The sequence below is a fragment of the Gaetbulibacter sp. M240 genome, from assembly GCF_043876815.1.
Taxonomy (GTDB): domain Bacteria; phylum Bacteroidota; class Bacteroidia; order Flavobacteriales; family Flavobacteriaceae; genus Gaetbulibacter_A.
The window spans coordinates 135967-151513 of the sequence record NZ_JBAWKA010000003.1 but is presented as its reverse complement, the minus strand read 5'-3'; the positions used below and the strand labels follow the sequence as shown (position 1 = coordinate 151513).

The 15547-nt window shown below is 37.9% G+C and carries 11 protein-coding genes and 1 tRNA gene; 5 read left to right on the top strand and 7 right to left on the bottom strand.

Annotated features, from left to right (window positions below; all coding sequences use genetic code 11):
* Positions 1–54 precede the first annotated feature (54 nt).
* The 3 genes from V8G61_RS09820 to V8G61_RS09810 form a co-directional block, all read right to left on the bottom strand.
* Positions 55–142: transfer RNA gene (locus V8G61_RS09820), tRNA-Ser, on the bottom strand.
* Positions 143–218: 76 nt separating this feature from the next.
* Positions 219–1250: an asparaginase gene (locus V8G61_RS09815; protein WP_394875421.1), complete on the bottom strand. Its 1032-nt coding sequence runs from the start codon at positions 1248–1250 to the stop codon at positions 219–221.
* A 2-nt stretch (positions 1251–1252) separates the two neighbouring features.
* Positions 1253–2020: a TatD family hydrolase gene (locus tag V8G61_RS09810; protein ID WP_394875420.1), complete on the bottom strand. Its 768-nt coding sequence runs from the start codon at positions 2018–2020 to the stop codon at positions 1253–1255.
* Between the two features lie 82 nt (positions 2021–2102).
* Here V8G61_RS09810 and V8G61_RS09805 point away from each other — a divergent pair, with 82 nt between their 5' ends.
* Positions 2103–2543 carry a retropepsin-like aspartic protease gene (locus tag V8G61_RS09805; RefSeq protein WP_394875419.1) on the top strand — a complete coding sequence of 147 codons (441 nt, stop codon included), beginning with the start codon at positions 2103–2105 and terminating at the stop codon, positions 2541–2543.
* 380 nt (positions 2544–2923) lie between these two features.
* Here the strand turns inward: V8G61_RS09805 and odhB are convergent, their stop codons facing one another.
* The 4 genes from odhB to V8G61_RS09785 all read right to left on the bottom strand — a co-directional run bounded on the left by odhB (position 2924) and on the right by V8G61_RS09785 (position 8450).
* Positions 2924–4150 (bottom strand): 2-oxoglutarate dehydrogenase complex dihydrolipoyllysine-residue succinyltransferase, encoded by a 1227-nt coding sequence (odhB, locus tag V8G61_RS09800; protein ID WP_394875418.1) that lies wholly within the window; start codon positions 4148–4150, stop codon positions 2924–2926.
* 34 nt (positions 4151–4184) lie between these two features.
* Positions 4185–6926, bottom strand: a complete 2742-nt coding sequence (locus tag V8G61_RS09795; RefSeq protein WP_394875416.1) for a 2-oxoglutarate dehydrogenase E1 component — start codon at positions 6924–6926, stop codon at positions 4185–4187.
* 199 nt (positions 6927–7125) lie between these two features.
* Entirely contained in the window at positions 7126–7476 is a 351-nt protein-coding gene (locus V8G61_RS09790) for a hypothetical protein (protein ID WP_394875415.1), read from the bottom strand.
* The gene (locus V8G61_RS09785; protein WP_394875414.1) at positions 7476–8450 is read right to left on the bottom strand and encodes a polyprenyl synthetase family protein; all 975 of its coding nucleotides are present in this window, start codon (positions 8448–8450) and stop codon (positions 7476–7478) included. The genes V8G61_RS09790 and V8G61_RS09785 overlap by 1 nt, the downstream gene beginning before the upstream one ends.
* A gap of 122 nt (positions 8451–8572) precedes the next feature.
* Here V8G61_RS09785 and V8G61_RS09780 point away from each other — a divergent pair, with 122 nt between their 5' ends.
* The 4 genes from V8G61_RS09780 to V8G61_RS09765 are packed head-to-tail and all read left to right on the top strand — an operon-like array spanning position 8573 to position 15283.
* Complete coding sequence (locus tag V8G61_RS09780) at positions 8573–9193, top strand: TetR/AcrR family transcriptional regulator (protein ID WP_394875413.1); 621 nt, start codon at positions 8573–8575, stop codon at positions 9191–9193.
* Between the two features lie 19 nt (positions 9194–9212).
* Positions 9213–10556 carry a TolC family protein gene (locus tag V8G61_RS09775; protein WP_394875411.1) on the top strand — a complete coding sequence of 448 codons (1344 nt, stop codon included), beginning with the start codon at positions 9213–9215 and terminating at the stop codon, positions 10554–10556.
* Positions 10557–10571: 15 nt separating this feature from the next.
* A complete protein-coding gene (locus tag V8G61_RS09770; protein WP_394875410.1) occupies positions 10572–11747 on the top strand; it encodes an efflux RND transporter periplasmic adaptor subunit in 1176 nt (391 codons plus the stop codon).
* A 20-nt stretch (positions 11748–11767) separates the two neighbouring features.
* Entirely contained in the window at positions 11768–15283 is a 3516-nt protein-coding gene (locus V8G61_RS09765; RefSeq protein ID WP_394875409.1) for an efflux RND transporter permease subunit, read from the top strand.
* Positions 15284–15547: the final 264 nt, after the last annotated feature.

Here is a 15547-nt window from a genome sequence, read left to right as displayed (position 1 = left end):
AGTTAAAGTGTTAAAGATATAAAAAAAAAGTAATTTAAGTGTAAAAATTATCAGCAGAGAGGAAGGGATTCGAACCCTCGATACGCTTTTGACGTATACACACTTTCCAGGCGTGCGCCTTCGACCACTCGGCCACCTCTCTTTATTTTCCTGTTCTAAAATTACAGGGGCTCAAATAACAAAAAAAAGTTCAAACACTAAAATTTTCACAGTTAATTTTAAGTCAATTCCCCGCAGATAGGGGTTTCAAACCTCATTTTGAATTGATTATCAGAAACATCCTTCCCAAGCAGGAACATTAACTTACCTAAAGCAGCTTCAGTAGTAATATCATTTCCTGAAATAACACCGATACGCTTTAGCTGATTACTGGTTTCATAATGCCCCATAATCACACTTCCTCCTAAACATTGGGTAACATTAATAATATGGATCCCGTTTTCAATAGCCGTCGATAGCAAATTAATAAACCATGAGGCGGTACTACTATTTCCTGCTCCAAAAGTTTCAAGGATAACCGCCTTTAAATTGGGGGTTTTTAAAATACTGGATATAACGGCCTCGGAAATCCCCGGATATAACTTTATCAAGGCAATATTGGTGTCCAAATTTTTATGTAGTTTGAACGGTGCATCCGTTTTTGATCGCCATAAATATTTTTCATTTACCTTTAAATGGACGCCCGATTCGGCGAGCTCGGGATAATTAAAGGACTTAAAAGCCTGGAAATTTTCGGCATTAATTTTAGTTGTTCGGTTGCCGCGATATAGTTTATTCTCAAAATATAAACACACCTCCTGAATTAATGGAGCATCGTTTTCCTGAAGTGAAGCTACCTGAATAGAGGTAATTAGATTTTCCCTGGCATCAGTTCGGAGATCGCCAATGGGCAATTGCGCTCCTGTAAAAACAACCGGCTTTTTAAGGTTTTCCAACATGAAACTTAAAGCGGAAGCCGTATAACTCATAGTATCGCTTCCGTGTAAAACAACGAAGCCATCAAAATAATCATAATGTTGTTCTATGATTTCTGAGATTTTCACCCAGTACGTGGGGTTGATGTTACTTGAATCTATGGGTTCTTCCAGAGATACCGTATTAATATCACAGTCCAGTAACTCGAGCTCCGGAATACGTTTTAAAAGATTATTAAAGTTGAAGGTTTTTAAGGTTCCCGTTTTAAAATCTTTTACCATCCCAATGGTACCACCTGTGTATACGAGTAATATGTTCGGTTTTTTATTTGACATTATTAAATTTTAAAAACATCCTTAGAATTTTGAGTGGTTATGACTGCTAGTTCTTCCTTTGACATTTCATATAGCGCACATAATTTTTCTAAAACTTTTGTTATATAGAAACTTTCATTACGTTTTCCGCGGAAGGGTGTTGGTGCTAAATAAGGAGCATCAGTCTCCAATACAATATGTTTTGGGTCAATCTGATTCATAAACTGATCAATCTTTCCATTCTTGAAGGTTACTACCCCTCCAATGCCAAGCTTCATATTATATGACAAGGCTTTTTGAGCCTGTTCATAGGTTCCCGTGAAGCAGTGAAAAATTCCAAACAGATCTTCTCCCACTTCACTTTCCAGAACCTCAAAAACCTCATCAAAGGCATCACGACAATGAATAACAATAGGCAACTTATATTTTTTGGCTAACTGAATTTGAAATTTAAACGCTTCTTGTTGTATCCTCAACGTACTTTTATCCCAATACAAGTCAACACCAATTTCACCTACCGCGTAGAATTTTCGTTCGGATAATTGCTTTTCAACATGCTCGAGTTCTTCTTTAAAATCAGCCTTAACATGGGTAGGATGTAAACCGGTCATTAAAAAGATATGACTCGGATAAGCCTGTTCCAGATCCAACATGGCCTGGGTATAGCTTGAATCGATGGCCGGAATAAAAAATCGGGTGATACCAGCATCCAAAGCACGCTGCATCATTGCTTCTCTGTCGTTATCAAATTCCTCGCTGTACAAATGGGCATGTGTATCCGTAATAATCAAATCGTAATTTTTTTTGAATCCGTTATAAGGTTACGCAAAAATAATTGTTTTTACATCATTATATTTGTTGAAAACAAAATACATGGCATCGTTACAAGAATTTTTGTTGAAGAAGGGCTACACTAAAGTTAAATTACATCTAACTAAAACCAATCACTTTGAAATAAAGGCTTCTATAAATGGGGAGAAAGGCTTATTTATTCTAGATACCGGGGCTTCAAATTCCTGTGTAGGATTTGAGGGTATTGAAACCTTTAAACTCGATGCCGAGATATCCGAGATCAAAGCCGCTGGAGCAGGTGCCATTGATATGGAAACTAAAATGTCGAAAAGAAATAAAATTAAAATTGGAAAATGGCGCCATAATAAGGCGGTTCTCGTTCTGTTTAATTTAACCCACGTCAACACCGCCTTGACAAATCACGATTCTAAACCTGTTGACGGTATTATAGGAGCTGATATTCTTAAAAAAGCAAAAGGTATTATCGATTATCAGAAAAAATATTTATATCTCAAGTTGTAATATTCTGAAGGTTTTTAATTGTTTTCTTATTGGCTTAAAAAATAATTTTCCCTTTTATATAATTAGTTTGGCGGCTTTTTAAAGCTAAATTGCTGTAAATCCCTAATTTAAAAGTCTCGTTTTAATATTCTAAATTAAAATACTGTTAAAATATTCTTTTTTAATTGGTTATGATATATTATATTTACGCTGCTATTAATTAGTTCTTAGGGAGAATTAATGGAAGCTCTTGACTCTCGTGGTTAGGAGCTTCTGCGTTTTTATGAGCTTTCTATAATATTATTTGGCGGTCTTTTCTTATTACCGATCTTCTCTTAAAACAAATAAAAAAAGCTACCTCAAATTGAGATAGCTTCTTTAAAATTTATGCTTTTGAAATATTATAATTCCAAAGCCTTTTTTACATCGTTGTCCATTAATAGATCTTCAGGACTTTCCAGCGCTTCTTTAACAGCTACTAAAAAACCAACACTTTCTTTTCCATCTATAATTCGGTGGTCATAAGATAGCGCTACATACATAATAGGTCTGATCTCTACCTTACCATCAACAGCAACAGGACGTTCAACAATATTGTGCATTCCTAAAATACCACTTTGCGGTGGGTTAATGATTGGCGTTGAAAGCATACTTCCAAACACCCCTCCGTTTGATATGGTGAAGGTTCCTCCAGTCATCTCATCAACCGTAATTTTTCCATCACGAGCGCGAAGTGCCAATCGTTTTACTTCAGCTTCGACACCTCTGAAACTCAAGTTTTCCGCATTTCTGATCACCGGTACCATTAAGCCTTTCGGTCCTGAAACAGCAATACTAATATCACAAAAATCGTAGCTTATCATTTCTTTCCCGTCGATCATCGAATTTACTGCGGGATACATTTTTAAGGCACGAACCACAGCTAATGTAAAGAAGCTCATAAACCCTAGACTTACACCGTGTTTATCTTTAAAAGCTTCTTTATAGGCTTTACGTAGTTCAAAAATAGGTGTCATATCCACCTCGTTGAAGGTTGTTAACATCGCTGTGGTGTTTTTGGCTTCAACCAAACGTTCCGCCACTTTACGACGAAGCATAGACATTTTACTTCTTGTAGTACCACGATTTCCTCCGGTTGGCGTTCCCATCGAAGGCACCGCTTGCTGTGCGTCTTCTTTGGTAATACGACCATCTTTTCCAGTCCCTTTTACCGCAGAAGCCTCCATGCCTTTCTCGGCAAGAATCTTTTTAGCAGCAGGACTTGCCGTTCCTGTTGCATAGGTTTTTTCTTCTGGTTGACTCGCCTTTGAAGTATCCTCTTTTTTATCGGCAGGTTTTGACTCCTCTTCTTTAGATTCTTTTTTAGGTGCAGTCTCGCCTTCAGGTTTTTCTGCATCAGTATCTATTAAACATACCACCTCACCTACAGCAACTGCATCGCCTTCTTCGGCTTTTAAGGTAATAATTCCACTGGCCTCGGCTGGTAATTCTAAAGTAGCTTTATCACTATCTACCTCAGCAATAGCTTGATCTTTTTCAACATAATCTCCATCTTCAACCAACCAGGTTGCTATTTCTACTTCGGTAATGGATTCCCCCGGTGAAGGGACTTTCATTTCTAAAATCATTGGTAATAATATTAATTATCTAGGTTTATTTTATCTATTGTTTTTCGAAAACAGCATCAATAACACGGCGTTGTCTCCGTTTATCTCGGGTACTGGATCCAGGAGCAGGCACAGAGCTAAAATCACGCGCACAAACCTCCAGTTTTACTAAATTCATATGTTGAAGCATGAAACTCCAGGCACCCATATTTTGTGGTTCCTCCTGGGCCCAAACATAGTTTTTTACGTTCGGGTATCTATCAATACTTTTTTGAATTTTCTCTAAATGTAATGGGAACAACTGCTCAATTCGTACCAAGGCAATATCATCACGGTCTTTTTCTTCGCGTTCAGCCAATAGATCGTAATAGAACTTACCGGTACAGAATACCAATTTCTTAACTTTCTTCGGGTCGATGGTATCCTCAACAACTTCCTGAAAACCACCTTCAGCAAGTTCACTCAAAGATGACACCGCTTTTGGGTGACGCAGTAAACTTTTTGGTGTAAATACCACTAAGGGTTTTCTGAAATTACGTTTCATTTGACGACGAAACAAGTGGAAAAGGTTTGCCGGAGTTGTACAATTCGCCACTGTCATATTATCTTTTCCGCATAATTGTAAATAGCGCTCTATTCGTGCGGAAGAGTGTTCTGACCCTTGACCTTCATATCCATGTGGCAATAAGGTTACAATACCATTCTGCGATTTCCATTTGTCTTCAGCAGCTGCTAAGTACTGATCAAAAATAATTTGAGCTCCATTACTAAAATCTCCAAACTGGGCTTCCCAAATCGTTAGGGTGTTGGGGTTCGCCATGGCATAACCATAGTCAAATCCTAAAACACCATACTCGGATAACAGGGAGTTATAAATATCCATTTTACCCTTATTGTTTGGATTGGTATTCAATAGGTTAATGCGTTCTTCGGAGATCTCATCTCTTAAAATAGCGTGTCGGTGACTAAAAGTACCGCGCTCAACATCCTGCCCTGAGATACGCACATTAAAGCCTTCTTCCATCAAACTACCATAGGCAAGCGTTTCAGCCATACCCCAATCAAGATTGTCGGTTTCAAAAACCATTTTCGCCCTTCCTTCAAGAATACGCTCCGCCTTTCGCAAAAACTTGGCTCCTTCCGGTACAGTAGACACTACTTTTGAAATAGATTTTAGTTGTTCTTTTGAATATGTTGTTTCAACAGGTTTTAACATGGCCTCCAAGCCTTGACGCTTGAACTTAGACCAGCGGTCAGGCATAAATTCTCTTACTTTTGAAGCCTCCGCTACTTTAGATTTTTCGTATTCTTCTTCTAAGGTTGCTTTAAAATCTTCCTGGATCTTATCAACATAAGCTCTATCTACTGTATTTTCAGCAATAAGCTTTTCAGCATAAATACTGAAGGGATTCGGGTGCTTGGATATTTTTTTATAGAGTTTTGGTTGCGTAAAACGTGGTTCATCTCCTTCGTTATGTCCATATTTTCTATAACCCAACAAGTCGATATAAACGTCCTTTTGATAACGCATTCGATATTCTAAAGCCATTTCAACAGCATGAACTACTGCTTCAGCATCGTCTGCATTCACATGAAGTACGGGAGACAAAGTTACCTTGGCCACATCAGTACAATAGGTACTAGAACGGGCGTCTAAGTAATTGGTTGTAAAACCAATTTGGTTGTTCACAACAATATGCACGGTCCCGCCGGTTTTATATCCGTTCAACTGACTCATTTGGGCGACCTCATAAGCTATCCCTTGTCCTGCAATAGCAGAGTCACCATGAACAATAATAGGAATGATCTTTGAATTATCGCCGTCGTAATCGGCATCTATTTTAGCTCGAGTAATACCCTCGGCTACAGGCGCTACAGTTTCCAAATGCGATGGATTAGGCACCAGATTCATCTTAATATTTTTACCGTTTTGATAGGTCTTATCCAGCGTTAAGCCCAAATGGTACTTTACGTCACCATCGATATTTTCATCTTCAAAATCCTTACCTTCAAACTCACTAAATAATTCGCGCAGCGGCTTTCTAAATATATTTACCAAAGTACTTAGTCGCCCACGATGTGCCATACCAATAACACATTCTTTAACACCGTATTTTTCTACAGAATAAAAAAGTACGTTACTAATCGCAGGGATCAGAGACTCGCCGCCCTCCAGGGAAAAGCGTTTTTGTCCAACATATTTTGTTTGTAAGAAGTTTTCAAAGTTAACGGCCTGATTTAATTTTGACAGAATGTATTTTTTGGTCTCCTCTGAAAAACTAGGCTGGTTATCATTTTTATTGAGTTGCTCCTGCCACCATGAGATCACTTCAGGATTTCTGAGGTACATGTACTCCACTCCAATGGCACTGCAATAAATCCGATCTAAATGTGTAATTATGTCGCGAAGCGTTGAAGGTCCCAGACCTAAAATTTCCCCGGCGTTGAAAACCGTGTCTAGGTCGCTTTCCGATAAATCGAAATTTTTAATATCGAGATTAGGGGAATAACTTCTTCGCTCACGAACTGGATTTGTTTTCGTGAATAAATGACCACGCATCCGGTACCCATCAATTAAGCGCACAACATGAAACTCTTTTTGCAAAAGCTCGGGCATCTGAGTAGAAACCCCTTCCATAATTTCACCTTCAAGACCATAGCTTTCCGTGCCAAAATCATAGCCTTGAAAAAAGGCCCGCCAACTTGGTTCTACAGAATCAGGATTTTCTAAATATTGATCGTATAAATCGGCAAAATATGCCGTATGAGCTGCATTTAAAAAGGAAAATTTATCCATTGTTATATTTAATACCGAAACGGTTCGTCAAAATATTCTCCAAAAATACAACTTTTAGTAAAATAAGAAGTTTCTTTTCCCATATTTATCAATGCTTTGCTGATGTTTTTGTTACACACCCAATTATACCTGTATTTTGGTAAAATTTTGATTGAATTTAATACTTTAAATTGTTGAAAATATAATGAAAAAAACAGTATTAAGAATACTTGTTTTTAAACCAAACCTTTTGCCACTCCCGTTTTAAAATTAAAAACGAAACGGCTTCAGCCAAAGCTACCATATCATCACCATTTAACTCCCGAATCTGTTTTTCCGAAACGTCTATGATGTAAAGAAGATTGAGGTAATCGGCAAATTTTTCCTGAATCAATTTATAAATTGCTTCATGAAGAATGAGTTTTAAACTGTCTGGCAGAATAGATTCGTGAAATTCAACATCAATGTTAGCAAGATGAAAATCTTTATTGAGCTGTAAAACTAATTTAGTATACAAATCACGTTGTTGAGCTTCGTCAAATAAGTCGTCGAATGTTTTGGGGACTTGCATTACACAGTGCGATTCATGAGGTTGTTTCCGAAAGCTTTCAGTAGCTGTTTATTTTCGTCAGAAATAGCAAGGTCGTCTAACACCGCGTAGGCTTTATTTGTATATGTCGTAATCGCTTTTCTGGTTTCATCAGCCGCACCTGAAGTTTTAAAAATAGCCTTGACTGTTATTATTTTTTCAGTGTTATCTTCAGGGTTTGAGGCAAACAGATTCTTTAAATTATCCATATCCGCATCATTAGAGAACTCCAGAGCTTTCAAATATAAATAGGTCTTTTTATTTTCAATAATATCCCCTCCTACTTGCTTTCCGAAAGTTTTTGGATCACCAAAAGCATCTAAATAATCATCTTGCAATTGAAAAGCGATCCCAAGATTTTTACCGAAGTTGTAAATACGATTTTGATCAGCTTCCGGGGCCTCGGCAATAATGGCTCCCATTTTCATAGCACAAGCTACCAGAACTGCGGTTTTGTATTCTATCATTTTCAGGTATTCCTCAATCGTAACATCATCGCGGGTTTCAAAATCAACATCGTATTGCTGGCCTTCGCAAACCTCCAAAGCGGTTTTACTAAAAATACTGATCAACGGTTTAAAGGTTTCGGGCGGATAGGTTTCAAATAACTGGTAAGCCATGATCAACATAGCATCACCTGATAAAATCCCGGTGTTCACATCCCATTTCTCGTGCACCGTTTCATGTCCACGGCGCAGAGGCGCAGCATCCATAATATCGTCGTGAACCAAAGTGAAATTATGAAATACTTCAACACTCATCGCTGCTTGTAAGGCCGCTTTATAATGGCCTCCAAATATATCAGCGGTCATCAAGGTAAGAACAGGTCGTAACCGCTTTCCGCCTAAATTCAAAATATAAGCTGCGGGTTCATAAAGATTTTTGGGGTGTCGTGTTACCTCATAATTTTTGAGGTGCAAGACAAAATAAGCCTGATAGTCTTCGATGGATAACATAGCACAAAAATAGTTTTTATAACGCTTTATCCAATCTTTTAGATTAAAGAATATTAAATTTTATAAAACTTTGGAAACTTTTTTTGTTTTTAAAGTTTCCGGTTATATATTTGCACCCGATTATGAAAGCAAAAATCACACGTCAGGCCGCCGAGATGTTTTTAAACTTTGGATTTAAAAGTATCACTATGGATGATATCGCTCAGGAAATGGGAATATCGAAGAAAACAATTTATGTGCATTTCAAAAACAAAACAAAACTTGTGGAAGCCGTTACTTTTGAGGTTTTTGAAACCGTTTGTTCAGGGATCGATTGTATTTGTAATGCATCACAAAACCCAATAGAGGAACTTTTTGAAATTAAAATGTTTGTGATGAACTACTTGAAAAATGAAAAATCATCACCTCATTTTCAGTTAAAAAAATACTATCCTAAAATTTACGAAAGCCTTCAAAAAAAGCAATTCGAAAAAATGCATGAATCAGTAAAAGCTAGTATCACACGCGGCGTGGAAACCGAATTATTCCGCCAGAGCATAGATGTCGACTTTATATCGCGCATTTATTTCATAGGAATGAATGGTATCAAGGATCACTTCATTTTTCCTGAAGAAAAATACAACATGAAATATCTTATGGAAAGTTATTTGGAATACCATTTACGTGCCATTGTCACCAAAAAGGGCCTCCAAGTTTTAGACAAAGTATTATCAACTCAAATACAAGTAAATAATCAATCATAATTACACAATCAATCTTAAAATGAAATTAAAACACTTATTGACACTTATCCTTTTGGTGTCAGGTCAATTTTTTGCTCAAGAAAGCCCAAAGGCATTTTCACTGCAGGAAGCTATTGACTTTGCCCTTGAAAACAATCGAACGGCTCAAAATGCTATTAAAGATATTGATGCTGCCGTGGAACGAAAATGGGAAACTACGGCAACGGGATTGCCTCAAATTAATGCTACCGTAGATTACCAAAACTTTTTGAAACAACAAGTATCATTAATTCCCGCTGAATTTTTTGGAGGTAACCCCGGTGAATTTGCAGAAGTCATATTTGGCACCAAACAAAGTGTAAATGCTACCGCAACCCTTACACAAAAGATCTTTGACGGCTCATATCTGGTAGGACTGCAGTCGGCAAAAGTTTATTTACAAATATCAAAAAATGCCAAGGTGAAAACGGACCTAGAAGTTAGAAAACGAGTTATTCAAGCTTATGGGAATGTTTTGATGGCAGAAGAAAGTGAAAAAATCCTGAAAGATAACGTAGAAACTTTGGAAAAAAACCTTTCCGACATTCGAAAGATTTATCAGAATGGTTTAGAAGAAGAGGAAAGTGTAGAACAACTGGAGATCACGCTTTCAGGAGTTAAAAGTAACTTGAATAATATCACACGCTTGAAAACTCTGGCTTATCAAATGTTAAATATTACTCTTGGTTTGGATGTTTATTCTGAAACTGTATTAACAGATAGTTTGGAAAGTCTGACCAATCAGAATATTGATCTCACATTAATACAAGCCAATTTTAATCCTGAAAATACCATTGATTTTAAAATTGCGGAGAACACAAAAATATCAAAAGAGCTGCTTTTAAAATTCGAAAAAAGTAAAGCACTACCAACTTTGAACACTTTTATTAATGGCGGCTATGTTGGGTTTAGCAACAGCTTCACCTTTGCCGATAGAGATCAAAAATGGTTCGGTTCGTCACTTTTCGGCGTAAGCCTGAATATACCCATTTTTAGTTCCTTACAACGAAGCTCGGCCACACAACGCGCTAAAATTGAGCTTGAAAAATCAAAGGCTGATCTTCTGGAAACCGAACAACAAATTAAACTACAGATCGCTTCAGCGAAAAGCAATTACGAATTTGCGGTTGAAGATTATCAAAATAAACGGCAAAATTTAAATCTAGCAGAGCGTATTGAAAAGAAAAACGAGACCAAGTTTTTCGAAGGTATCGGGTCCAGTTTTGAATTAAGACAGGCTCAAATGCAACTCTACAGTGCTCAGCAAGAATACCTTCAATCCATGCTTGATGTTATCAATAACAAAGCTGCATTAGAGACTGCCACGAATGCTATTAACAACTAAAAAATCAATCTGAAAATGAAACATATATCAACTTTAATCATCGTAACACTCCTGCTGGCATCTTGTGGGGATAAAAAGAAATCTGTAGATGAGATCATTGAAACTAATAATCTTGAACTCATTCAGGAAAAGCGAAACGAATTAGAAACCACCAAATTGGAGGTTACCGAGCAATTGAACCAACTGGAGGCTAAAATTAGAGAGCTGGATCCACAGGAAAAAATTCCATTAATCACAACCTTTAAAGTAAAAGACACTGTTTTTACACATTTTGTTGAATTACAAGGAAGTGTGAGTACAAAACAAAATATTGTGATCTACCCTGAATTTTCAGGCGTATTACAACAGGTTTTTGTTAAAGAAGGTCAGCAGGTAACTCAGGGTCAAATGCTGGCAAAAATTGATGATGGAGGCTTAAGCCAGCAGTTAGCACAATTAAAAATTCAAACTGCTCTGGCTAAAACAACCTTTGAACGGCAGAGTCGCTTATGGGAACAAAAAATTGGTAGCGAAATTCAATACTTGCAGGCCAAAACCACATACGAAGCCCAACAGGAAGCGGTAAAACAACTCGATCAACAGGTGGCTAAAACGGTAGTGCGTGCACCCTTTTCGGGAATCATAGACGATGTAATCACCGACCAGGGTAGTGTCGTTGGAGCCGGTCAAACACCTTTGTTCCGGATTGTGAACCTTTCTGAAATGTATATCGATTCCGATGTTCCAGAACGCTACATTTCTACGATCGTTAAAGGAAAAGAAGTTCGGGTAGAATTTCCGGTACTCGACACCATCGTGGATACTAAAGTACGCCAGGCAAGCAGTTTTATCAATCCGGCGAACAGAACTTTTAAAATTGAAGTAGGTATCGACAATAAAGAAAAAACCATTAAACCGAACTTAACAGCCAAGTTAAAAATTAACGATTATACCAATTCAAAAGCCTTGCTAATTCCTCAAAGTATCATTTCGGAAAATGCTAGCGGTGAACAATATGTGTATACCGTTATAAATAAAGATGGTGATCAAGCTACCGTAAAACGTGAAATTATAACTACAGGCAAAACTCAAGGTGATTTTATTGAGGTGTTATCCGGTATTGAGGATGGTGAAGAAATTATCGATGAAGGTGCACGAAGCGTTAAAGATGGTCAGACCGTCAAAATTCTTGATGTAAATACGGCTAGCTAATTATTCAAAGACTTAAACCAATGACACAAGATAAAAAAAAGAAAAAAGTAGATAAAGAGTTTCCTTTTTCTTCGTGGGCTATTAACAACAAAACCACGATGTACATTCTCATGGCTGTGATTCTATTTTTAGGAGCCAAAGCCTACTTCGATATGCCGCGAGAGAGTTTTCCTGAAGTAAAGGAAACCAAAATATATATCAGTTCTATTTATCCCGGGAACACAGCTGAAGATATTGAAAAGCTCATCACCGACCCCATTGAGGACAAGCTGAAAACGGTGAGTAATGTTGTCGATATTACGTCCACCTCACAAGAAGATTATTCCATTATCATCGTAGAATTTGATGAGAATATTACTGTGGAAAACGCGAAACAGAAAGTAAAGGATGAAGTGGATACGGAAACCTCCGGTGAAGACTGGCCTACATTCAACGGCGCAAAGGTAGAGCCTAATATTTTTGCCCTAAGTTTATCGGAAGAAATGCCTATTCTAAACATTAATGTCTCCGGAAATTATCCGGTAGATAAACTTAAGGAATACGGAGAGTATTTACAGGATGAAATTGAAGGTCTGGATCAGATCAAAAAAGTAGATATTCGAGGCGCTCAGGAAAAAGAAGTGGAAGTCGCTGTAGACATTTATAAAATGATGGCTGCTCAGGTAAGTTTTAGCGACATCATTAATGCGATCCGACAAGGAAACGTTACCATGTCGGCAGGCAATTTAATAACCAGTGGCCAACGTCGTACCATTCGAATTATTGGTGAAATTGACGACCCGAAAGAGCTCAATAATTTTGTGGTTAAGGCAGAGTTTGGCAACGCCATTTATTTAAGGGATGTTGCTACAGTAACCTTTAAAGATGAAGACAAAACCACCTACGCCAGAGAATTTGGAGACCCTGTTGTTATGCTAGATGTGAAAAAACGCTCCGGAAAAAATATGGTGGCTGCCGCCGAACAAATCGAGGCTATTGTTAAAAAGGCCAAAGCAAACATTTTCCCACCAGACTTAAAAGTAACAATCGCCAACGATCAATCTGCAAAAACAATTGGACAGGTTGATGATCTGGTAAACAACATTATTTTTGGTATCATCCTGGTGGTAACGGTTCTTATGTTCTTTTTAGGTTTTAAAAATGCCTTGTTCGTTGGGTTTGCCATACCAATGTCGATGTTCATGTCGCTCATGATCCTACATCAACTGGGCTATACCATGAATACCATGATTCTTTTCGGACTTATTATGGGTCTGGGAATGCTCGTAGATAATGGTATTGTGGTCGTAGAGAACGTGTACCGTTTAATGTCGGAGGGCGTGCCTCGTATCAAAGCCGCCAAAATGGGTATTGGTGAAATTGCCTTTCCTATAATTATTTCTACAGCAACCACCGTAGCGGCCTTTATTCCTTTAGGTTTATGGCCGGGATTGATGGGTCAATTCATGAAATACTTCCCAATTACTTTATCTGTGGTTCTGGGCTCTTCATTGTTTGTGGCGATCTTTTTTAACTCAGTAATGGTATCTCAATTAATGACCGTTGAAGACAAAGAAATGCCGTTAAAGCGGATCGTTAAAGTCTCTGTGATTTTCGGAGTTATTGGCATTTTGATATATCTTATTGGAGGGCCATATCGTGGCTTGGGAACTCTAATGCTGGTTACCGTGTTACTATTGTGGCTATACAGGTTAAAACTTCGTGATTGGGCCAATAATTTTCAAAAAAACAGTTTGCCGCGTTGGGAAAACTTTTACGAGAATATGCTGAAATCTACTTTAAGAGGCCGAAGACCCATGTACATTGTAATAGGTATGGTTTCCTTGTTGATCGTAGCTTTTGCAAGTTTTGGAGCGTCTATAGGAAGCCAGCGTACGACGGTAGAATTCTTCCCAAGTAATAAGCCAAATCAGATCATTGTGTATATCCAGTATCCGGAAGGCACGGATATTAAAAAAACCAATGCCATTACCAAAGATATTGAGGAGCGGGTTTATAAGATCATCAATGCACCAGAATACATGGACAAAGGCTATAATTTCTTAACTGAGAGCGCCGTGTCTCAGGTTGGTGAAGGTGCCGGAAACCCTCAAACCGATGGTGGCTCACAGGCGGAAATGCCGAATCGTGGTAAAATTGTTGCGACCATGCGCGAGTATAAAGATCGTAGAGGAAAAGATAGTGAGGAACTTTACAATAAAATTCAAGAAGCACTGCAGGGCATTTATCCGGGTGTTGCTATTTCAGTTGAAAAAGATCCCGTAGGTCCTCCTGTAGGCTATCCAATAAACATTGAACTGGAAGGTGATGATTATAATGAATTGATCGCTACTGCTGAAACTATGGTCAATTATATCAATTCAAAGAATATTCGCGGCATTGATGAATTAAAAGTGGATGTTAATAAATCGAAACCGTCCATGCGCGTGGTGATCGATCGGGAAAAAGCGGGTGAGCTCGGCGTGAATTCAGCTCAAGTAGGACAACAACTTCGTGATGCTATTTTTGGATCTAAAGCCGGTATTTACAAAAAAGATGGTGATGATTATGATATCTATGTGCGCTTCAATGAAGAGAACCGCTACAACACGAGCGCGCTATTCAATCAAAGAATTACATTCAGAGATATGTCTAGTGGTCAAATCAAGGAAATTCCTTTATCCGCAGTTTCCAAGCATAGTAACAATTCCAGTTTTAGTTCCATAAAACATAAAGATACCAAGCGGGTTGTTACCATTTACTCGGCTTTGGCCCCAGGCTATAATGACGCCGGTGCGATAGTTTCACAAATTCAAAATGAAATGCAGGGCTTTAATCAAATGCCTAATAATATAAAGGTAGATTATACGGGACAAATTGAAGAACAGAACAAACAAATGGCCTTTTTAATGGGTGCCTTTTTTACCGGTTTAGGTTTGATTTTCTTTATCCTGATCTTCCAATTCAACTCGGTTTCAAAACCGGGTATTATTATGATGGCCGTTTTCCTGAGTTTGATTGGTGTATTTGCTGGTCTGGTTATAACCGGAGCGCCTTTCGTGATCATGATGACCATGATGGGTATTATTTCCCTCGCGGGGATCGTGGTGAACAATGGCGTGGTTCTTCTGGATTATACCCAATTACTGATCGACCGTAAAAAAGCAGCCTACGATCTGGAAGATGAACAATATTTAGAAACACCGTATTTATTAGAAGCTATTATCAAGGGTGGAAAAGCCCGTTTACGTCCGGTTTTGTTAACGGCAATCACAACTATTTTAGGCCTGATACCCCTGGCTACAGGTTTAAACATCAACTTCTTTACTTTAATGAGTGATCTTGATCCGAATATTTACACTGGTGGTGATAACGTTATATTCTGGGGGCCTTTGGCTAAGACCGTAATCTATGGTTTGGTTGTAGCTACATTCCTTACCCTTATCGTTGTTCCCATTTTATTCTTCTTGATCATGAAGTTTAAAATGTGGATGTATAAGGATCGGGTTGTTGATATGTCAAACCTCAGTCCAACTGAAAGTACTGATATCATATAATTTGAATCAGGTATTGATTAAAAAAAGCCTCAACAATTGTTGAGGCTTTTCAATATAAAAAAATTAGTTTGCTATTTAAAGTTTGAAGGAAACACGTGCAAATAAGAATCGACCACCAATCCCGAATTGCTGTGAACGTCTGGAGTTTCAGTCGCTTTTTTATCTTAAACTAGTTGGGTTTCGAAATTTTGACTACCAGCCCTTTTTTTATTCGACCATTAGTAACCACAATAATTTTTTAATCATTATTTAGATATTTGACAA